The sequence below is a fragment of the Sinomicrobium pectinilyticum genome (assembly GCF_003725735.1).
Taxonomy (GTDB): Bacteria; Bacteroidota; Bacteroidia; order Flavobacteriales; family Flavobacteriaceae; genus Sinomicrobium; species Sinomicrobium pectinilyticum.
The window spans coordinates 1-20,412 of record NZ_RJTM01000135.1; the positions used below are offsets into that span (position 1 = coordinate 1).

Here is a 20,412-nt window from a genome sequence, read left to right on the forward strand (position 1 = left end):
CGCCGGATACAATAAAACCATTGAGGGAACACATCTCTTTTCATCGCCGTATAGCCTAAAGATAATAATAAATGGTTTTACATCCGAAACACCAAAATACTAGGGCCTGTTAACGCTACGTCCCGCATTTCGGCACCGGCCGATAGCGTGACCTGAATTTAACAGTATTCCGGGACAGGTTCGGGTGAATAATGCAGGATAACTTACCGGAAATCCGTATTTTTAAGGGCTGATAAAATGTACTTTACAACCTCCTATGCCCGGAGCCGGAATACCACAACAACGGTCTCCCTGCAAGAGATTTGTGCTCCGGAAAGGTCTTTTTAAAATACGTACAAACCGGTATTTATTTACTTTATACGATGGATTTAATCACTATTTATATTCTGGCCATTATCTTTATGGCTACATTGGTCCGTTCTACTTTCGGCTTCGGAGAATCTTTGATCGCTGTCCCCCTGCTTATTCTGCTGATCCCTATAGAAATTGCCGTACCTCTTTCTGTCCTGGTATCTGTTACCATTGCGGCGGTTGTAATTATACAGGACAGGCAACAAATACACCTGAACAGTGCAAAATGGTTAATCCTTTTTGCCGTTTTGGGAATCCCCATAGGTTTATTACTCCTTATTTACGGAAATAAGGGCCTCGTAAAATCAGGACTGGGCATACTTCTCATAGCGTATGGTATATATTCCATGATGTCTTCACGGAAGTTCAAACTGGAATCCGATAATAAATTATGGCTGTTTATCTGCGGCTTTTTATCCGGAGTATTTGGCGGTGCTTACGGGGTGAACGGTCCCCCGCTGGTAGTTTACGGCAATATGCGCAACTGGACGGCCAAACATTTCAGGGCTACCCTACAGGCCTATTTTTTACCGGCAGGTATAATAGGAATGTGCGGCTACTGGTATAAAGGGCTCTGGAGCACTGCCGTAACCCATTATTTCTTTATTTCGCTGCCTGTGGTTATTCCGGCCGTCTTTATAGGGCGGTACCTCAACAACCAATTAAACGGGGACACGTTTATGAACTATGTCTACCTCGGGTTAATTGCTATAGGATTATTATTGTTATACCAGTCTTTAATGTAATTGCACGCGGGGCGGAGGCCTGAAAAGGAGATTACACTCTTTATCCGGCTCTATTAACGGTATTCTTATTTTACCGGACAAAATTCTCCCGCAAAGCAGGAAAAGAAAAAATATTTCCTAGAGTATAGTTCCCTCTTTTTGAGGCATGGAGCGGCTTTACAGGGTATTTTATCAGCGGGGATTTATTGCCGAAAATAAATAAATCAATTAAATTTCTTGAAAACCAAATAATTAACCTACCTTTGACCAATAATTTTTTTCAAAAATGAATAAAGGAACAGTAAAATTTTTTAATGACACCAAAGGTTTTGGTTTCATAACACCCAATGACGGTGGAGAAGATGTATTTGTACATACATCCGGATTGAACGACAACGTACGCGAGAACGACGAAGTTACCTACGATGTGGAACGAGGCAAAAAAGGTCTTAACGCAGTAAATGTTACAGTGATATAATTGTCCTTGTCATATTATTGTTAGGCTGCCCCCAACCAGGGCGGCTTTTTTTTTGTCCGTTCCGGATTTTCTTACCCGTCCGTCACAACGGCAGCATCCCGGTTACCGGGCCATCCTGTTATTCGCTCATCCTCATCCCTCAAATAGTTCCGAAAAAAACATAAAGCGCAGGCAAGTACAGCAAACAGTGGGATTTTAACTGTTAATACTCCAATAAACCCACCGAAAAAACGCTGAAACACAAATAATTAAACTACCTTTGACCTGATAAATTTTTTAAAATGGATAAAGGAACAGTTAAATTTTTTAATGAATCCAGAGGTTATGGCTTCATTACGCCGGACGACGGTGGAAAAGATGTATTTGTACATACATCAGGACTGAACAGCCGCATCCGTGACAACGACAAAGTTACGTATAGTGTGGAAGAGGGTCAGAAAGGGCTCACGGCAGTAAATGTTACAGCGATATAGTATATCCTTATCATATTATTGTAAAGAAGCTGTCTGAAAGGTCATAAACCCGTTATTCTACCCCGGTAATCCGCGACAAGGTGACGAAACCATTTTTTCAGACAGCCCGTTTTTATGTTTTTCCCGTCCCGGGCAATCAACTCAATTGTAACATTTTATTAAGAGTACGGTATTAGGAATCCCGGAAAATAAGGTGTAGCTTGCCGCATAACAAAAATATAGTCGGGCGGTCTTCATTTTTAATATCTTTCGGATCTTTTATTGAATTCTTTTCTTTTCTGTATTTTACACAGCACAGTACACTCGGTTTTCAGATGCTGCCCCCTTTCCTGAAGATCATGAGCAAAAAGGTATAGCCACAACAACAAGGAGGCTATACTGGTCCGTTTTCCTGTTCGTCCCGCGCAACCGGGGTACTGCTCTATTGTAAATGACAAAAGGTAAAAGCCGTCGGCGACTCTCAAAACATCGGTTAATATGAATACCCCGAGATTCTCGACAACCCGGCATTCCGACTTCTCCAAAACATTAAGGAGCAGGGTAAATGCCTATTTCAAAACCAACAACATCAGCAAACACGCCAATAAAAGCATGGTAAGTAAAACCGTTTTTATGCTTTTTGTCTTCTTTGCACCCCTGGTATTAATCAACACGGGGATAATCCACCACGCACTGCTGCTTTTTGTCCTCTATATCATAAGCGGCCTGGGTATGGCGGGCATAGGTATGGGCATTATGCACGATGCCATCCACGGTTCGTATTCCAAAAACCGCAAAGTAAACAAATACCTCGGGTATACGATGAACCTCATCGGGGCCAATGCTACCGTATGGAAAATACAGCACAATGTACTGCATCATACCTACACCAATATACAGCAGGCAGATGACGACATTAATGTGCCGTTCTTCCTGCGGTTTTCACCACATGCCCGTAAGCACCGGGTACAAAAATTCCAGCATATATATGTGTGGTTCTTCTACAGCATTTCTACCCTGCTATGGATAACGGCAAAGGACTTTGTAAGGCTTCACCGCTATAAAAAAATGGGCTTCCTGAATAAAAAAGGCGAGTACAGAAGGGAAATGCTGAAGCTTATCGGCTGGAAACTGATTTATTACAGCTATGCACTGATATTGCCACTTGTTATGGCACCTTTATCGCCAGGTTTGATTATACTTGCCTTCTTAGGCATGCACCTGGTTACCGGGCTCTGTATAAGCAGTGTTTTCCAGGTGGCCCATATCATGCCCGCCACCGAATATCCGTTAGCCGATGGAGATGGTATTATCGAAAACGACTGGTTTATGCACCAGCTGGCCACCACCAGTAATTTCTCTCCCGGAAGCCGGTTCTTTTCCTGGTTAATCGGGGGGCTTAATTACCAGGTAGAACATCATTTACTGCCTAATGTATGCCATATCCATTACAGGAAAATATCGCATATCGTTATGCAAACGGCACAGGAATACGGCCTTCCCTACCACATGAAAAAAACCTTTGTATCTGCCGTGGCCGATCATATGCGTATGCTGCGACAATTAGGAAGAACAGAGATCGGGACCGCCACTTCCTGATCCCTTATCTTATCCGGGCAACCGGTCCGAACATAAATTGCAGTACCTTGCCGGAAAGGGAAAACGACTTTTTTCCTTCCTCCGAAAAACGGTTCGTAAGTCTTAATAAAATAGTAAAGCCTGTTATTGTTATACTTACCATAAAAAATTTATATTTGGCCCTATGAGAATTTGCGTAAAAAACATTTGGATAAGTATGGGGGTACTCCTTTGCAGTCTTTGGTACCCTCAAACCTCATATGCCCATGCTTCCATACGCAGTTCCACGCAAAACCCCGAAATCAGGCTACTGGGAAAGGAGAATACCGACATCCTGTTTATCATTCATTGCCTGAAAACCCAGAAAATCACGGAAACCTCCGTGAAACGCAAGCTCGGAAACGAAAAATTTGTATTCCCGGACAGGCTTCCTCTGGTATTTTTTGCCCCCCCTTATATTTCCCCTGTTAAAAAGAGCCCGCAGGACAGAAGTTCTGTTATTCACACATTCCTCTTCCCGTATCATATTTTCTGGTGACACCATTTTTTTCGGTGCCGGCCATATCATAACTTATGCATTATCCCTTTCATAGCTTAGGTACAGGGCAGGGGGTGTAGACCCTAAAAGATAATCACAAAAGAATTTTCCCGTGCCCGTTTCCTGATCCGGGATAAGAATCCTCAGATTCATAATTACAATCTTTGTTATGACATTGTCATTACTGACCTACGGTATTGTATGGATTTTACCGACAAAAAGGCTGCGGAAGCCCTGTTTCCGTATCCATATATTAAAACATCTAATTACGTATTTAAAATTTAAATCATGCAGAAGAATCTATTGGATAGGACCTTATCCCCGGTTCATAAATTTATTCATTTCGAGCATTCGGGCGGTATTGTGCTTTTTATCGCTGTTATTATTGCACTCATACTTGCCAATTCTCCTTTTCAACATGCTTACGGTGAATTCTGGGAAACCCCGCTCGATATAGAATTCGGCAGTCGTCATCTCGATTATACGCTGCACGAATGGGTGAATGACGGGCTTATGGCCATGTTCTTCTTTATTGTAGGCCTTGAACTGAAAAGGGAAATGATTGCCGGTGAACTGGCTTCATTCCGGAAAGCCCTGCTCCCTTTTATGGCCGCCCTAGGGGGTATGCTGGTCCCTGCGGCAATTTATATGAGCATGAATCACGGGCTCCCCTCTGCCAGCGGATGGGGAATTCCCATGGCTACCGACATTGTCTTTACACTGGCCCTCATGGGTGTGGTCAGTAAGCGGGTACCTCTTGCTGCAAAGGTGTTTTTAGTAGCCCTGGCTACGGTAGACGATCTGGGGGCCGTCGTTGTGATCGCACTTTTTTACAGTTCGGACCTTTCCCTGTTTAACCTCTCTGTCGGATTAATTATACTGGCCATACTGCTTATCGCCAATTTTGTGGGTGTCCGGAATATTTTCTTTTATGCCGTTCTCGGTATAGGGGGGGTATGGCTTGCCTTCCTGCTTTCCGGGGTACACGCCACCATAGCCGGGGTACTTGTCGCATTTGCCATTCCTGCACGGACCAAGGTGGATGAAAACGAATACGCACAGCATATCCAGGGATTGATGAATGAATTCAAAAAAGAAATTCCGTTAAAAGGTCCGTTGACCACTGTTAAACAACACGATATCATAGAAGAAGTCAAAAATATAAGCTACTCCGCCCAAACCCCTTTGCAGAAACTGGAAACCGTCCTGCATCCGTGGGTGAGTTTTGTCATCGTACCGCTCTTTGCCCTGTCCAACGCCGGGGTCGCGATCGGGGGCAGCTTCTTTAAAGACCTGCTCAACCCGGTGAGCCTGGGCATTATTGCAGGCCTGGTTGTGGGCAAATGTGTAGGCATATTTTTGTTTACATGGATCCTTGCCAGGCTTAAAATAACCAGCCTTCCGGGAAATACGGGCTGGAAACACATACTGGGCCTTTCGCTGCTTGCCGGTATGGGTTTTACGATGTCCCTTTTCGTAACCAATCTCGCTTTTGACGACACACATTTCATAACCCAGGCCAAATACGGTATTCTGCTTGCCTCTCTCCTGGCTGCCATATTGGGCGTGGTTGTTTTAAAAGGCACCGGGAAAACGGAAGGATAACTTCCGGAAAATACTGTTTTTGCTATTGCTGTTCCTTCGGAAAAAAGCCGGGAGGTGATTTCCCGGCCCCACCCCACATAGCCCGAAACCCTCGATGCGGGTTCCCGTAAAACAAGGCCGGAATGACATTGTACTTTTGATTTTCAAAACCGACATCTCTGAAAAATCGAAGTAAACCGTATCGTCATGGAACTCTTTAACCAACTCAAGGCCCTGGCCGACAAAGTAGAGCAACTCAAGGACCTCATCGAAACCGAAGAATCTACAAAGCACGCATTTACCCTGCCGTTTATCAGCATTCTGGGGTACGATGCCTTTAATCCCACCGAAGTCATCCCGGAATTTACCGCCGACCTCGGCCTGAAAAAAGGAGAGAAAGTAGATTATGCCATTTTTCAGAACGGCGTACCTATTCTCATCGTAGAATGCAAACACTGGAAACAGGACCTCAATGTCCATAACTCCCAGCTATTCCGTTATTTTCATGTTACCAAGACCCGGTTCGCGCTGCTTACCAACGGTATCACTTACCGCTTTTATACGGACCTTGAGGAGACCAATAAAATGGACAACCGGCCGTTCCTGGAATTCGATATCACCAGGCTCAAAGAGCATACGGTGAAAGAAATCGAAAAATTCCACAAATCCAAATTTGACATTTCCAAAATCGTAAACAATGCCAGCAACCTGAAATACACCAGGGAGATAAAGGCGCTTATAGACTGTGAAATCCTTACGCCTTCCGCAGATTTTGTAAAACTATTTGCCGGGAAAGCATATCAGGGCAGGCTCACCGCAAGTGTTATGGAAGAATTTACCGAAATCGTGAGCAAGGCTTTTAACCAGATGATAAGTGATAAGGTAAATGACCGGCTGAATTCCGCCTTAAATAAAGAAGAAGAAAAGCAGAAAGCAACAGAAACCGGTACAGAAGAGCCCAGCAAAATAGAAACCACCGACGAGGAGCTGGACGGTTTTCGCATTGTGCTGGCCATTCTAAGACGGAAACTGCCCACAAATCGTATCGTTTATCGCGATACGCAATCCTATTTCGGTATACTTCTGAACGACAACAACCGCAAACCCATATGCCGGCTGCACCTCAACCGCAATACCAAATACATAGGCCTGTTTGACGAACACAAAAATGAAACCAGGGAAATCATAGAATCCATTGACGATATCTACCGGTATGAAGAACAGTTACTGGAGACCGTGGGGTATTATGAAGAGGTATAGTATCCGGCACGGTTCCAGCATTCACCCATAATTTTAGTGAATATATTCACCAAATATACCCACATTATGTGTGTCTAATAACCGAACCAACGCCTTTCCCCCTTGAATATCCGGCCACCCGGCTCAAACTGGAACGGATATTGATGTACCGGTCAAAAACCAGGCATTGATGAAAACCTTTTACTTATCTCTCGTTTCATTATGTATAGGACGTATTTCCATTTCCACCACGCATGGACGTCCTTTAAAATCCACACTATCTACACTATCTTTTATAGCTATTATCCTTGTGATCACCGGTTGTACTGAAAAACAACCCGCTTTGGAATATGAAAAAGCCGTGCTTTATGAAATTTTCCCGGCCTGGATCGATTCTGTTTATTCCGCACCCTATTCTCATATACTGCCTCCGCCACCTCCGCCACCTCCGCCATCGCCTGTGCCGCAAGGTCAGCATCAACTAAAGATGGATACCACAACAATTTCCGGATCTACACCTATTTATAACCGGAAATGGGTAATTGCCGTTCAGGATTCCGTTCTTCCCCTGGAACCGTCGGACCGGGAAGATTTTGAAGATTTTTTTACCACTTCCGGCCTTATTCCGGATACCACCGACATTTCCCATGGATATAAGATAGACCTCGATAAGTTAAAAACCGGAAAAGATATTACTTTTATATACCGTTCCGAATCCGAAAATACGGATATCATCTCTCTTTCCCGGATACAGTTCGATACCACCGGGTCGTATGGTGTATTCTGGGGGGAAGTCTATTGCGGACGTTTATGTGCCGAAGGTATCCGCGTCAGTATCCGGAAAATAAACGGCAAATGGGTGATCCATGATATGGAAGTATTATATGTTTCCTGAACAGCGATCGTCACATTATTCAAAAACCTTTTTAGCCACGGATACACAGATAATATCTTAAAGCGTAAACTATTCGAAGACACGGGCATAAATTCGGGTTACTGTAATGAATTTACAAATTTTTAATTTGATTATAAACTCAACACAAAACGATCTATGAAAAAATATTGTTTCTTCCCGTTATTACTTACCATAGTGACCTTTGGTTTTGCACAAACCAAAAACTTTATGGACACTCCTTACCTTGAAACGTCGGCCATCGCAGATACCCTGGTCATGCCCGACCGTATTTTTCTTTCCATTACTATTACCGAAAGCGATACTAAAGGAAAGCGTTCTGTAGAAGAAATGGAAACCGCAATGATCCGGAAACTGGAGTCTCTGTCCATTGATGTGAAAAAGCAACTCACTCTTTCCGATCTGTCCAGTAATTTTCAAAATTATTTTCTCCGCAAACGGGATGTGCAAAAATCCAAGACCTACGAACTCCTGGTTTATGATGCCCGGGCTGCCGGACGGGTTGCAGGCGTCCTGGAAGAAGCCGGAATATCCAATATTTTTCTGGACAAAACCGAATATTCCGGGATGGAATCTTTAAAACTCATCCTGCGTTCTGCTGCCATACTCCGGGCACACCAACAAGCAGAGGCCATGACAAAACCCCTGAAGCAATCTCTCGGAAAAGCTATTTATATTTCGGATACCAATACCCGGGTGATCAATATGCTGCAGGGACAGGTTTCCGGGCTTCTCCTGAAAAAAGAAATGCAAGAAGAATATGCTCCTGCCCCGATTGCTTTTGAAAAAATTAAGGTAGAAAGTGAAGTTCGGGTAAAATTTTCTTTGGAATAACTAAACCATATCGGATTTGAAATTCGTAAGTTTATAGTAGACAGAAAGTCTGTTTTGCCACGGATACACAGATATATAAAAGTTCAAAATTATCCGTGTATCCGTGGCAAAAAATTCATAAAGACCAGATGAAAAATATCCTTGCCGTATTCCTTCTCATAACCTGTTGTTCCGCATCGCCCGGTTTCGGCGACGGGGAAGATGCAAAATATATTTTTTTCCTTCATAACCGGTTCCCTGAAGAGCACGATCTCCGGGAATCCCATCCGGAATACGGCCGTACGGAATATCATGCTATCCTGAACGTTTTTAAAAGTCATGGTTTTAACGTTATTAGTGAAATAAGACAGGGAAACATTAATGCCCGGCAATATGCTCAAAACGTGTGCATACAGATAGACAGTTTACTGACCATGCAGATAAAGCCATCCGATATCACCGTCATAGGAACTTCAAAAGGAGGCTATATTGCCCAGTATGTCTCTACCTTTATGCAGAAGCCGGACCTCAATTTTGTTTTTGTCGCCTGTTTTACGGAAAATGACCTGCAAAACATCCCGGAGATCAACTTTTGCGGTAACATCCTCACTATTTACGAAAAAACCGATCCGTTCGGGGTTTCCGCGATAAAACGCAAGGAAACATCTACCTGCAATATAAAGCATTTCAAGGAAATAGAATTAAATACCGGGCTGCGACACGGCTTTTTGTTTAAGCCCCTTAAAGAGTGGACCGATCCTGCCGTGCAATGGGCAAAAGGCAATTATACCCCGGACTGAGGTGCCCCCCGGGCAAACGCATTATATAGGAGAGCAGTGGTAATCTGAAACCGTTTTACAGTTCGGGGTTGAGGAGTCCCGATATATCGGGATGGAGTTGGGGGATAATTTCTTTGTTCCAGGTTCCAGGTTCCAGGTTCCAGGTTCCAGGTTCCAGGTTTCAGGTTCCAGGTTTCAGTTCCAGAAAGAACAAAACGAGGTGGCTGAGTGTCCCGGCTCCGCCGGGATGTATCGAAGCCACCGCGGTTACACGTATTCATTTCCATACAGAAAAAACCTATCTTTGACTATGTACTCATAAAACCACGCTTTAATGACTCCCATATTACAACCCGAAGCGCTCATACCGCTACTGGATTCCGGTAACCTGGTCCTCGTAGATGCTGGTAACGGTAAGGATGCCAGGGACAATTATAACCGGAAACATTTGCAGGGTGCCCTTTTTGCCGACCTGAATACACAACTGGCCGACATCAGAGAAGATGCATCCGACGGGGGCCGACATCCCCTGCCCGATGCAGAAAAATTTTCGCAGACCTTAACATCCCTTGGCATATCCCCGGAAAGCCATGTGGTGATCTACGACGATAAAAACGGCGCTAATGCCGCAGCCCGTTTCTGGTGGATGCTCCGGGCCATAGGCCACGAAAAGGTCCAGGTGCTCAACGGCGGGCTCCGGGAAGCGGAAAAGGCCGGGGTTCCGCTTCGTTCGGAGAAAGAATCCGCACAGGTTACCGGTGCTTATCCCGTAAAAAAATGGCAATGGCCCCTGGCTGATATCCGGGAAACGGAAGCCGCTTCGGGGAATGACTATTTCCGTATTATAGACGTGAGGGACAGGGAGCGCTATCTCGGTCTCACAGAACCGCTGGACCCGGTGGCGGGGCATATCCCCGGGGCCGTCAACATGCCTTTCCGGGATAACCTGGATGCCGACGGCAGGTTCAAAGCTCCCGGAACGCTGCATGCCATGTATAAACCGCTGTTTGCCGATTACGCCCCCGCCAATATCATCGTGCATTGCGGCTCCGGGGTAACGGCCTGTCATACCATTCTTGCCATGAATTACGCCGGACTTCCCGTACCCAGGCTATATCCCGGTTCGTGGAGTGAATGGTGCCGGAGCGGTAAAGACATGGAAAAAAACTAAAAAACAACAGCGCCATATTTAATCTAAAGATGAATGAAACTATTGTTGAGAGCAGAACAGGGAAATGCATCGAACAAAAAATACATATATGCCACAATGCATTTTTTTAAAAAATTCTTCCCGTATTTCCTCTTTTCCCTGGCCTGTATATCCTGCAAACCCGACACCGAAACCAAAGTTACGGTTGCCACGGCTGCCAACATGAAATTTGCCATGCAGGCCCTGGTCAAAGATTTCACCGAAAAAACTGGGATCGAATGCGAAATGGTGGTCAGTTCTTCGGGCAAACTCACCGCCCAGATCCGCGAAGGAGCACCTTACGATGTTTTTGTATCGGCAGACATGAAATATCCCGAAACGTTATACCGGGAAAGCCTGGCCACCGCCGCGCCCGAAATATACGCTTACGGCAAACTGGTGCTCTGGTCCGTATCCGGAAATATCCGGCCTTCCGTAGCGCAACTCACACAACCGGGAATAAGACATATCGCCATAGCCAATCCCGGGAATGCTCCCTACGGTATGGCCGCCATAGAGGTTTTAAAACACTACGGTATATGGGATAAAATACAGGAAAAAGTCGTGTATGGCGAAAGCATTTCCCAGACCAATCATTTTATTACTTCCGGCGCCGCCGAAGCGGGCTTTACGGCTTTATCGGTAGTGCAGTCCCCCGAAATGCGGAACACCGGCCGGTGGACGGTACCCGATGCCGGAACATATACTCCTATCCGGCAGGGAGTTGTCATTATCGCGCATAACGATAGGGATATACAACACGCCCGGAAGTTCTATGCTTATCTTTTTTCCCCGGCGGGAAGAAAGGTTCTGAAAGATTTCGGATATTTGGTAGATGAATAGTTTTGCGGGACATATTACCGATATCCGCAGCAGCGATGGCCTGTCCGTAATTACCGTAAAGGTAAATGCGGTACGCTTCAAAGCTGTTGTTATCGATAGCCCGGAAACAGCGAGCTGGCTGGTTACCGATAATCCGGTACAGGTACAGTTCAAGGAAACGGAAGTCGTCCTCGCTACCGGTGAAAACCCTGCCGTGAGCCTTCAGAACAGGGTAAAAGGGCGTATTTCGGCCATAGAAAAAGGAGAATTGCTGAGCAGGGTCGTTATGCGGACGGATATAGGAAATATTGTTTCCATCATCAGTACCGATGCTGCGGAACAATTGGCATTACAGGAAAATACGGAGGTAACAGCCATGATAAAGTTAAACGAAGTAATCCTTGCGCCATAATGGAATGGGGACCTCTTATACTCACCCTGAAACTCGCCGCGGTAACCACGGTTATCCTCTTTTTCCTGGCTATCCCCCTGGCCTACTGGCTTTCCCGTACCACATCGCGTATCAAACCGGTAATAGAAGCCCTGGTGAGTATGCCGCTGGTGCTTCCCCCTACCGTTCTCGGATTTTATATGCTGCTCGCTTTTAGTCCCAATAATAGTTTCGGGAGCTGGCTGGATGAATGGCTGGGTATCCGCCTCGTATTTTCTTTTGCCGGGCTGGTGCTCGCGTCCGTACTGTACAGCCTGCCTTTTATGGTACACCCCGTACAATCCGGTTTGTCTTCGCTTCCGCGCAGTCTTTCCGAAGCCGCTTATGTTCTGGGGAAATCGCGCCGGACCACCTTGCGCAAAGTACTGCTGCCCAATATCCGGCCATCATTACTTACCGGTATTGTCCTGACCTTTGCGCATACCATAGGCGAATTCGGTGTGGTGCTGATGATAGGCGGCAATATCTCCGGGAAGACCAAAGTGGCTTCCATTGCCATATACGACGAAGTAGAAACCCTGAATTACGGGGCCGCCAATATGTATTCCCTGATTTTACTGGGACTTTCCTTTGTGACCTTACTGATCGTTTACCTGGTCAACGGCAGGTACTTAAAACGCTTTTCCCGATGATAGTACTGAACCTTCATAAAACGCTGCAATCCGCACAGGGCACTATGTCCCTGCAGCTGGAGATGACCGTACAAAAGGGACAGTTCGTTACCCTCTTCGGGGAATCGGGAGCGGGAAAAACCTCAACCCTTCGCATGCTCAGCGGTTTGATGGACCCGGATAAAGGATATATCACGGTAAACGGCACCACGTGGTTTGACAAAGACCGGAAAATAAACCTTCGTCCCCGGCAACGGCACATCGGCTACGTATTCCAGGACTACGCGCTCTTTCCGAATATGACCGTAAGACAGAACCTGGAATTCGCGCTGGACAAAAACCAGCCCCGAACCATCGTAGATGACCTTATCGGTACGGTTGAACTCCGCGAACTCCAACACCGCAAGCCCGATACGCTTTCCGGCGGGCAAAAACAGCGGGTGGCGCTGGCCCGCGCCCTGGTACGGCAACCGGAAATACTGTTACTCGACGAACCCCTCTCTGCCCTGGACAGCGCTATGCGGCAAAAATTACAGCAATATATCCTGGAAGTGCACAGGAAATATGAGCTCACTACCATTCTCATTAGTCACGATGTAGGGGAAATACTCAAATTATCGGACCGGGTTTATGAAATACAGCACGGGCGTATCCTCCGGCAAGGAAGCCCGGAAACCCTGTTCGGACTCGGGCAATCCAGCGCCAAGTTCCGTTTCACCGGGGAGGTGACCGGGATCCGGAAAGCAGGTGTGGTTTACATCGTTACCATACGCATCGGGAATGACCTCGTCAAAGTCATCGCCGATCCGTCCGAAGCGGAGTTTCTGCAAACCGGGGATAAAGTGGCGGTAGCTTCCAAGGCGTTTAACCCCGTCATCCGGAAAATATGATTCCTCCTGTTCTGGGTTGCCGGTTGGCCTTGCCTGAATATATCAGGACTAAAAAGCTATGCTAAAATTTTAAGGTGCATTTGTCTGTTGCCGCTCCGGCTACTTGCACAGTGCTGCTAAAAAAACTATCTTAATCCCGGAAAAATCCGGACGGATTCAAGCCCCTGTAGCATTAAACCACTATCGGCATACGTCTATAGGTTTTTATGTTATTGAGTTGATAGGTGTTGCCTGAGTAACTCAGTAACTCAAGCTATACCTTTTTTAGAAACCAAAGCGAAATTAAAATACGGCATTTAAGCTATTTTTGAGACCAATCAAAAACCCATTTCTGTTGAAAAGACCACTTGCAATTTTTATCATGGGAGTTTCGGGCTCCGGAAAAACCACGATCGGTAAACTCCTCTCCCAAAAAACACAGTTCCCATTTTTTGACGGGGACGACTACCACCCGGAGGAAAACCGGAAAAAAATGACTTCGGGAACCCCCCTCGATGACAATGATCGCAAGGGTTGGTTACAGGCACTGAACCAACTCGCCGCGGAGAAGTTACAGTCCGGTTCCTGTATCATTGCCTGTTCCGCACTAAAGGAATCGTATCGCGATATCCTGAAAGAAGGCCTGGAAAACCGGGTACGTTTTGTTTATCTCAGGGGTAGTTACCAGCAGATATTATCCCGCGTACAATCCCGCCAGGAACATTTCATGCCACCGTCTCTTCTCGCCTCGCAGTTTGAAACATTGGAACCCCCGGTGGAGGCCATTACTGCGGATATTGCCTTCGGCCCGGAACAAATCGTATCAGAAATTATGGAAACACTAATGAAAAAAACGGAATTCGGTCTCGTAGGCCTTGGTGTTATGGGAAAAAGCCTGTGCCGTAACCTGGCCGGCAAAGGTTTCCGCGTATCCATGTACAACCGTCACCTCCCCGGGCAGGAAGAAAACATCGCTGTCAACTTTAAGAACGAATACCCGGAATTACGGGACAGCCTGCCGTTTGACAACCTGGAAGCTTTTGTGGATTCCCTGCAGGTACCCCGGAAAATATTGCTGATGGTCCCTGCCGGAAAGCCTGCGGACCTCATCCTGGAGGCGCTGATCCCCCTGCTTTCGGAGAACGATACGATTATCGACGGCGGAAACTCCCATTATACGGACACCCGGAAGCGGTCCGAATTACTGGCTGCTCACCATATCAGATTTATCGGTTGCGGGGTGTCCGGCGGAGAAGAAGGGGCTTTAAACGGCCCTTCCCTTATGCCCGGGGGGGATGTGACAGCCTACAAAGAAATACAACCTTTCCTCGAAGCTATCGCCGCCAGGGACAGGAACGGAAAACCCTGCTGTGCCTACATAGGCCCGGAAGGCAGCGGGCATTTTGCAAAAATGGTACACAACGGTATCGAATATGCCGAAATGCAGCTCCTGGCCGAAATATACTACCTCCTGGCACAAAGCAGGAAGGACCCGGACGAGATAGCAGCTGTCCTGGAACCCTGGAAAAAGGAGGAAAACAACTTTTTACTGGAGATCACCACAGACATCCTTCGCACCAGGGAAAACGACGGCTGGCTGATCGATAAAATACTGGATAAAGCGGGAAACAAGGGTACGGGCAACTGGACGGCCATTGCCACCGCAGAACTGGGTATCCCTGCCACCATGATCGTTTCTTCCCTTTTTGCCCGGTATATTTCCGCTTTTAAAACAGATCGGGAAGCGATGGAAACGGTATACGGAAATCAGCAAAAAGCCCTGGAAATCGATGAGGAAACAGTATTTAACGCTTACCGGGCGGCAAGGCTGATCAATCACTACCAGGGGTTCCGGTTGTTGAAGGAAGCATCGGATATTTATCAATGGCAACTGGACCTCCCGGAACTGGCCCGCATCTGGACCAACGGTTGTATTATCCGTTCGGACCTGATGGAACGGTTGCCCGGCATACTGAAATCCCATGACAATATATTACTCCACCCCGGAATTGTTTCCTCACTGAAAATGTGGAGACCTTCTCTTACCCGCCTGGTCTCCGCCTGCATAAACAGCTCGGTACCGGTACCGGTATTGAGTGAAGCGGTGAATTTCTTTAACGGGTTTACTTCTTCCCGTCTTTCCGCCAATCTCATCCAGGCCCAGCGCGATTATTTCGGGGCACATACTTACCGGCGCAACGATGACGGCGGGGAGATCATACACCATACCAACTGGAAAAAAATCAAGGGCTCATGACAGAATTCCGTTTATTAGCCGCTATACTGGCGGGAATTGCCGTTTTGCTGCTGCTTATCCTCCGGGTTAAACTGCACGCTTTCCTGTCTCTCCTGATAGCCGCAATTGTAGTGGGTATAGCCGCAGGCCTGGATGCCACGGCCATTGTAGCTACGGTACAAAAGGGAATGGGCGACACCCTGGGGTTTGTGGCTACGGTGGTTGGCCTGGGCACCATGTTCGGCGCTATCCTGGAAAATTCCGGCGGAGCCAGGAGGATCGCCGGTTTCCTTATGGAAAAATTCGGAGTGGAAAGAGCTCCTGTAGCCATGGTACTCTCCGGTTTTACGGTAGCTATTCCCGTATTTTTCGACGTTGCCTTCATCCTGCTTATCCCGCTTATCTATGCCCTGCAGAAACGCACCGGGAAATCCCTGCTGCTCTTCGCCATTCCCCTGCTTTCCGGGCTGGCGGTTACGCACGCTTTTATTCCGCCTACACCGGGGCCCATTGCCGTAGCGGATATTATCGGGGCCGACCTCGGCTGGGTGATCGGTATCGGCTTTGTAGTGGGTATTCCCGCCGCTATCGTCAGCGGGCTTTTCTTCGGAAAATACATCGGTAAACGCATATTTGTCCCGGCTCCTTTCCAGGAAGAAGAGGAAAATGCGGCGGATAACGGTTTTCCGGGCATCGGTACCGTATTTGCCATTATTGCCGTTCCCATTATCCTCATATTGATAAATACTTCGGTAAAAAGCGGGTTGATCCCGGTTAATAATCAATATATTACGCAGGTCGTTGCCATACTCGGTCACCCTTTTACAGCCCTTATCATTGCCAACCTGCTGGCGTGGTACCTGTTGGGCATCCGGCAGGGGTTTACCCGGAAACAACTCCTCGATATCTCCACAAAATCCATGGCCCCGGCAGGAAGTATTATCCTTATTACCGGGGCGGGCGGGGCATTCAAACAGGTACTTATAGACACCGGGGCCGGAGAAATGATTGCCGGGTCGCTGGCCGGGGTCGGATTCCCGGTACTGCTGTTCGCTTTTTTGATCAGTTCGGCTGTCCGTATCATACAGGGGTCGTCTACCGTGGCCATGATCACCGCGGCGGGACTGGTAGCCCCGTTGATAGAAGGCGCCGCATTTTCCGGTTTTGACCTGGCCTGCATTGTCATCGCCATCGCTTCGGGCGGCTCCATCATGTCGCACGTCAACGACAGCGGGTTCTGGATGGTAAACCAGTTTCTCGGGCTCACCGAAAAACAGACCTTCCGCTCGTGGACAGTGATGACCACTATCCTGGCATTTACCGGCTTTGGCGTGGTATCGGTTATTTATTATTTGTTCTGAAAAATAGTTATGTGACTTTGGGGAATAGGTGTTTATTGGGTGTTGAGTTAATGGGTTATTGAGTTATTTAGGTGTTACGCATTAACTTAATAACTCAACCTAATAACTTTTTTACACGACTAAAAAACTACGATACATTATAAATGTCAAACAACTCTGAACTACCAACTAATAAACTCCTCAACTTTTCTATAGCACATTGCAAACGAGCGACAGCTGGGGCAGGTTTTACTCCATAAGTTAACCAGTTTCAAAAACCCCTATGCCAAAAACACAATTCGTTGAATACCCAATACCCCCACTTCCTGCTTCCTGCTGTCTTAACAAGTCCTTTCACGGGCGTTGCAAACGCCCTGAACGATAGGCACTCGTTTCCGCTTTGCTCAAACGAGCGCCAGCAGGGTCGTTAGTGTTATAATAGGTTGAAAAAGAAGTATGTTTAGAAAAAAACTAAAGGCTCCTCCCTTCATCCCGATGATTATCGGGAGAAGGGAGGTACCCGAGCGTAGCGAAGGGGGGAGGGTTTGAAAGCCCAAGCCATTGAAGAAATACAAAAGTTTGAGAATATACCCGGGATTTTGGGTATAGTCAACCAACTAAAAAAACTCCGCAACTTTTATTTCTGATCCTTTTATAGCACATTGCACCTGTACTGAGTCTATCGAAGTGTCGAAGTAAACGCTTCGTACAATGAACACTCGTTGCAAACGAGCCCAGTTGGGGTTGCAAACCACGATAGGCACTCGTTTCCGCTTTGCTCAAACGAGCGCCAGCAGGGGGTTATTTAGGTGTTGCGCATTAGATTAATAACTCCTATTAGCTCAATAACAAGCCAATAATTTTTTTTACACTACTAAAAGACTGTAGTACATGATCAATGTCTTCAAACAATTCAGAACTACCAACTAAAAAACTCCCCAAAAACCATCTTTTTTGCTATTTTTATAGGAAAGAACCTGCTTAATCATACGGTTCCTTTTTGAACAATGCTCAAAGCACAAACCCAAATCCGATAACCATGAAACTATTTGAATTCAGAGAACATGAGGTTCTTTCCTCCCAGTTTGTCTCCGACAGGCTCCGGGATAAAAAGGATATCCGTTACGATCCGGAACGCACTACTGCTGTAACCGAAGAACAGGCGCCGTATATATCCGAAATACAGTCCTTGACCAAAGAAGACCTCCGCGACCAGTTTATCGTCTTCCGTTTATCTGACAAGAAAGAAGGCCCGGCCATACTGGAATCCTCCGAGGTGACCTCATCTGTCCCGGGCTCGGAAGCCGAACCGGATGTACTGGTCAACCTGGAAATGCAGTCGTTCCACATAGGAAAAGATGTACATGTGGATAAGAACACGAGGGCAACCATGCGGATCAACATCGGGAAAGATGAAAATTCCACCGATAAATATTTCGATACCGCTTTCTGGAGTATTGCAGCCGGACTGGACCTGTACAACCATGCCAGGAAAAAACCCGCCGACCCGAAAGACCTCAAAGCCGATTTCCGGCAGGCTTTCGGCAACCGCCCGATAGAAATTCCCGGCGGACTGGCGAAAATGACCTTCGAGGTGGTAAAGCACCGCGAGCCCAAGTGGTGGCAACGTATTTTTAAATTCCTGCAATCCGATACGGGCCAGACCCTCACGTCCACCATAGGTTTTCCGGCCATTACCCATAGCGCTATTAACCTGCTGGACGAACTGCTCAACCGGCTGGACAAATCGGACCCCGAAGTATTGTTCAAAAGCCGTCCCCTGCGCCTCGCCCTGTCCGAAAAGGCCAAACGGGACTATACCGGCGGAAGCGAGAGGGTTAAGATCGGCTCCCTATCCCCCGGATTCTGCGTTCTTGCACGGGGAAAGGACTTTAAGGCCTTCGTGGATTCCGATGCTTTCTACTATCCTACCTACGGAAAACTCGTCCCCTCCAACATCAGCAATTCGGACCTGGTCAGCGGAAACTACGAAGATCCTTTCAAAAATGTAACCTATGCCATCTTCCGGATAGGAATGAAACAGCACAAACTGGACCCTACCTTTAATTACGGGTGATTTTCCGGGGGTGATGATGAGGTTTGTTTTGCCACGGATACACGGATATGGGTGTGTTTTTTTGAGAAACACTGTTTTGGAAATTCCCCGGAGAGGAGCGGGATGTACCGGCCTGTCATTGATGTGTAGTAGACTGCGAAGTCAAAGATATTCGCAGAGCGGTTTTTATCATAGTATCTAAAGGGAGCATGTTTTAATCAATAAGTTAACCATTTTCAAAAACAACTATTCACAAAAAACACAATACATTGAATACCCGCCCCCCACTTCCTGCTCCACGCTTCCAACTTCCCGCTTCCCCAAGACCACAAATACACGGATATGGTAATAGCTACCCTTAAATCTATCCGTGTATCCGTGGCAAAAGTTTATAGCAATACTTTACTTTTTTGAAGAAGGCAACCTGCTCCGCAGCCATTTGACCTGGCCGTTGTGATTGGATTCGTGTTCGCATACGTGAAACCATTTGCAGTAATTATTGGTAGGTCCCCATGGCCAGTCTTCATCTACCTTCATTAACCACTCGTCATCCCTTTTGGCAAATTCCGCCAGGCTATGTTCACGTACTGTTTTTAACGCGTCCAGGTAAAAATCCAGGTCATGCCCTTTGATGGTTTTCCTGGCCTCGTCTCCCAGCCCGGAAGCCACACTCCATTTTTCCATATCTTCCTCCGGCCAGTCTCCCCATGTTCTGCCTTCAAAAGTATGGAGCTGGTAAAACCTTTCGGTAGCGGCCAGGTGCAGCAACATGGCACCGATACTGTTGGAATCATCATCATATATATAATCCAGGTCTTCCACGCTCATCCTTTTTACCAGTATAAGAATGACATACCGCATCCAGTTCAGCATGGACACCAGGGTACCGATATGCGGCGAAAAGCCTTCTTTGGGACCGATGATGTTGAGGTCGTCTTTTGCTGTCATGGCAGGAACAGGATGTATCGGGGTTGCCCCGGTAAGAGTAAACATACTGCCTGCTCCTACAGTGAAGAGGGAGGATTGTTTGATAAATTTTCTGCGGTTTAAAGTTTTCATTGTGGTTAAGTTTTAAGTTATGATATGAGTTGAAACGCGATATCATTGCTCTGGATGATGAGCACGACAGTTGTGGAAAGTTACAAAAATATGATTAACGCTGATAAACATAGTTTTGGAGGCCCCTCAGAGAGGGGCTTTACATATTTGCCTATCAATAACGTGCAAAAAGCTGCGAAGTCGAAGACATTCGCAGAGCTTGCAAGACCTCGAAGAGCGGGGTGCAAAGCCTCCCGCGGCTCCTCCGGCAGCCCCACCAACAGCTCCTTTGAGGGTGTAAACTGAACTCTGTCTGAATAGATTTTAATTATTAATTTTATTCAGACAGT

The 20,412-nt window shown here is 46.8% G+C and carries 19 protein-coding genes; 18 read left to right on the forward strand and 1 reads right to left on the reverse strand.

Annotated elements, in window-relative coordinates:
- The first annotated feature begins 362 nt into the window (after nucleotides 1-362).
- The 18 genes from ED312_RS19375 (at nucleotide 363) to ED312_RS19465 (ending at nucleotide 19,045) form a co-directional block, all read left to right on the forward strand.
- Nucleotides 363-1,097 carry a sulfite exporter TauE/SafE family protein gene (locus ED312_RS19375; protein WP_123217683.1) on the forward strand — a complete coding sequence of 245 codons (735 nt, stop codon included), beginning with the start codon at nucleotides 363-365 and terminating at the stop codon, nucleotides 1,095-1,097.
- A gap of 265 nt (nucleotides 1,098-1,362) precedes the next feature.
- The gene (locus ED312_RS19380; protein WP_123217684.1) at nucleotides 1,363-1,554 is read left to right on the forward strand and encodes a cold-shock protein; all 192 of its coding nucleotides are present in this window, start codon (nucleotides 1,363-1,365) and stop codon (nucleotides 1,552-1,554) included.
- Nucleotides 1,555-1,835: 281 nt separating this feature from the next.
- Nucleotides 1,836-2,027, forward strand: a complete 192-nt coding sequence (locus ED312_RS19385) for a cold-shock protein (RefSeq protein WP_123217685.1) — start codon at nucleotides 1,836-1,838, stop codon at nucleotides 2,025-2,027.
- 477 nt (nucleotides 2,028-2,504) lie between these two features.
- Entirely contained in the window at nucleotides 2,505-3,605 is a 1,101-nt protein-coding gene (locus tag ED312_RS19390; RefSeq protein ID WP_123217686.1) for a fatty acid desaturase family protein, read from the forward strand.
- A 196-nt stretch (nucleotides 3,606-3,801) separates the two neighbouring features.
- The gene (locus tag ED312_RS19395) at nucleotides 3,802-4,122 is read left to right on the forward strand and encodes a hypothetical protein (protein ID WP_123217687.1); all 321 of its coding nucleotides are present in this window, start codon (nucleotides 3,802-3,804) and stop codon (nucleotides 4,120-4,122) included.
- Nucleotides 4,123-4,410: 288 nt separating this feature from the next.
- The gene (nhaA, locus tag ED312_RS19400) at nucleotides 4,411-5,727 is read left to right on the forward strand and encodes a Na+/H+ antiporter NhaA (RefSeq protein ID WP_123217688.1); all 1,317 of its coding nucleotides are present in this window, start codon (nucleotides 4,411-4,413) and stop codon (nucleotides 5,725-5,727) included.
- 186 nt (nucleotides 5,728-5,913) lie between these two features.
- Nucleotides 5,914-6,966, forward strand: a complete 1,053-nt coding sequence (locus tag ED312_RS19405; RefSeq protein WP_123217689.1) for a type I restriction endonuclease — start codon at nucleotides 5,914-5,916, stop codon at nucleotides 6,964-6,966.
- Nucleotides 6,967-7,135: 169 nt separating this feature from the next.
- A complete protein-coding gene (locus ED312_RS19410; protein ID WP_148044332.1) occupies nucleotides 7,136-7,840 on the forward strand; it encodes a hypothetical protein in 705 nt (234 codons plus the stop codon).
- A gap of 156 nt (nucleotides 7,841-7,996) precedes the next feature.
- On the forward strand, nucleotides 7,997-8,692 hold the full coding sequence (locus tag ED312_RS19415) for an SIMPL domain-containing protein (RefSeq protein ID WP_123217691.1): 696 nt from the start codon (nucleotides 7,997-7,999) through the stop codon (nucleotides 8,690-8,692).
- A gap of 128 nt (nucleotides 8,693-8,820) precedes the next feature.
- Nucleotides 8,821-9,471 (forward strand): alpha/beta hydrolase, encoded by a 651-nt coding sequence (locus tag ED312_RS19420; RefSeq protein ID WP_123217692.1) that lies wholly within the window; start codon nucleotides 8,821-8,823, stop codon nucleotides 9,469-9,471.
- Between the two features lie 313 nt (nucleotides 9,472-9,784).
- Nucleotides 9,785-10,621, forward strand: a complete 837-nt coding sequence (locus ED312_RS19430; RefSeq protein ID WP_123217694.1) for a sulfurtransferase — start codon at nucleotides 9,785-9,787, stop codon at nucleotides 10,619-10,621.
- A gap of 33 nt (nucleotides 10,622-10,654) precedes the next feature.
- Nucleotides 10,655-11,482, forward strand: a complete 828-nt coding sequence (gene modA / locus ED312_RS19435) for a molybdate ABC transporter substrate-binding protein (protein WP_240643148.1) — start codon at nucleotides 10,655-10,657, stop codon at nucleotides 11,480-11,482.
- Entirely contained in the window at nucleotides 11,475-11,873 is a 399-nt protein-coding gene (locus tag ED312_RS19440; RefSeq protein ID WP_123217695.1) for a TOBE domain-containing protein, read from the forward strand. The genes modA and ED312_RS19440 overlap by 8 nt, the downstream gene beginning before the upstream one ends.
- Nucleotides 11,873-12,544, forward strand: a complete 672-nt coding sequence (gene modB / locus ED312_RS19445) for a molybdate ABC transporter permease subunit (protein ID WP_123217696.1) — start codon at nucleotides 11,873-11,875, stop codon at nucleotides 12,542-12,544. Before ED312_RS19440 ends, modB begins: the two co-directional genes overlap by 1 nt.
- Nucleotides 12,541-13,413 carry an ABC transporter ATP-binding protein gene (locus tag ED312_RS19450; RefSeq protein ID WP_123217697.1) on the forward strand — a complete coding sequence of 291 codons (873 nt, stop codon included), beginning with the start codon at nucleotides 12,541-12,543 and terminating at the stop codon, nucleotides 13,411-13,413. The genes modB and ED312_RS19450 overlap by 4 nt, the downstream gene beginning before the upstream one ends.
- 334 nt (nucleotides 13,414-13,747) lie before the next feature.
- The gene (gndA, locus tag ED312_RS19455; protein ID WP_240643149.1) at nucleotides 13,748-15,649 is read left to right on the forward strand and encodes an NADP-dependent phosphogluconate dehydrogenase; all 1,902 of its coding nucleotides are present in this window, start codon (nucleotides 13,748-13,750) and stop codon (nucleotides 15,647-15,649) included.
- A complete protein-coding gene (locus ED312_RS19460) occupies nucleotides 15,646-16,989 on the forward strand; it encodes a GntP family permease (RefSeq protein ID WP_123217699.1) in 1,344 nt (447 codons plus the stop codon). Before gndA ends, ED312_RS19460 begins: the two co-directional genes overlap by 4 nt.
- 1,018 nt (nucleotides 16,990-18,007) lie before the next feature.
- A complete protein-coding gene (locus tag ED312_RS19465; protein ID WP_123217700.1) occupies nucleotides 18,008-19,045 on the forward strand; it encodes a hypothetical protein in 1,038 nt (345 codons plus the stop codon).
- A gap of 381 nt (nucleotides 19,046-19,426) precedes the next feature.
- On the opposite strand, the gene ED312_RS19470 is transcribed toward ED312_RS19465, so the two are convergent.
- On the reverse strand, nucleotides 19,427-20,083 hold the full coding sequence (locus tag ED312_RS19470) for a DinB family protein (RefSeq protein WP_123217701.1): 657 nt from the start codon (nucleotides 20,081-20,083) through the stop codon (nucleotides 19,427-19,429).
- Nucleotides 20,084-20,412 lie beyond the last annotated feature (329 nt).

What these genes read in the sequence shown, in the direction of transcription:
- ED312_RS19375 (WP_123217683.1), top strand. Translation starts at nt 363, where the DNA reads ATGGATTTAATCACTATTTATATTCTGGCCATTATCTTTATGGCTACA.
- ED312_RS19380 (WP_123217684.1), top strand. Translation starts at nt 1,363, where the DNA reads ATGAATAAAGGAACAGTAAAATTTTTTAATGACACCAAAGGTTTTGGT.
- ED312_RS19385 (WP_123217685.1), top strand. Translation starts at nt 1,836, where the DNA reads ATGGATAAAGGAACAGTTAAATTTTTTAATGAATCCAGAGGTTATGGC.
- ED312_RS19390 (WP_123217686.1), top strand. Translation starts at nt 2,505, where the DNA reads ATGAATACCCCGAGATTCTCGACAACCCGGCATTCCGACTTCTCCAAA.
- ED312_RS19395 (WP_123217687.1), top strand. Translation starts at nt 3,802, where the DNA reads ATGGGGGTACTCCTTTGCAGTCTTTGGTACCCTCAAACCTCATATGCC.
- nhaA (WP_123217688.1), top strand. Translation starts at nt 4,411, where the DNA reads ATGCAGAAGAATCTATTGGATAGGACCTTATCCCCGGTTCATAAATTT.
- ED312_RS19405 (WP_123217689.1), top strand. Translation starts at nt 5,914, where the DNA reads ATGGAACTCTTTAACCAACTCAAGGCCCTGGCCGACAAAGTAGAGCAA.
- ED312_RS19410 (WP_148044332.1), top strand. Translation starts at nt 7,136, where the DNA reads ATGAAAACCTTTTACTTATCTCTCGTTTCATTATGTATAGGACGTATT.
- ED312_RS19415 (WP_123217691.1), top strand. Translation starts at nt 7,997, where the DNA reads ATGAAAAAATATTGTTTCTTCCCGTTATTACTTACCATAGTGACCTTT.
- ED312_RS19420 (WP_123217692.1), top strand. Translation starts at nt 8,821, where the DNA reads ATGAAAAATATCCTTGCCGTATTCCTTCTCATAACCTGTTGTTCCGCA.
- ED312_RS19430 (WP_123217694.1), top strand. Translation starts at nt 9,785, where the DNA reads ATGACTCCCATATTACAACCCGAAGCGCTCATACCGCTACTGGATTCC.
- modA (WP_240643148.1), top strand. Translation starts at nt 10,655, where the DNA reads ATGAAACTATTGTTGAGAGCAGAACAGGGAAATGCATCGAACAAAAAA.
- ED312_RS19440 (WP_123217695.1), top strand. Translation starts at nt 11,475, where the DNA reads ATGAATAGTTTTGCGGGACATATTACCGATATCCGCAGCAGCGATGGC.
- modB (WP_123217696.1), top strand. Translation starts at nt 11,873, where the DNA reads ATGGAATGGGGACCTCTTATACTCACCCTGAAACTCGCCGCGGTAACC.
- ED312_RS19450 (WP_123217697.1), top strand. Translation starts at nt 12,541, where the DNA reads ATGATAGTACTGAACCTTCATAAAACGCTGCAATCCGCACAGGGCACT.
- ED312_RS19460 (WP_123217699.1), top strand. Translation starts at nt 15,646, where the DNA reads ATGACAGAATTCCGTTTATTAGCCGCTATACTGGCGGGAATTGCCGTT.
- ED312_RS19465 (WP_123217700.1), top strand. Translation starts at nt 18,008, where the DNA reads ATGAAACTATTTGAATTCAGAGAACATGAGGTTCTTTCCTCCCAGTTT.
- ED312_RS19470 (WP_123217701.1), bottom strand. Translation starts at nt 20,083, where the DNA reads ATGAAAACTTTAAACCGCAGAAAATTTATCAAACAATCCTCCCTCTTC.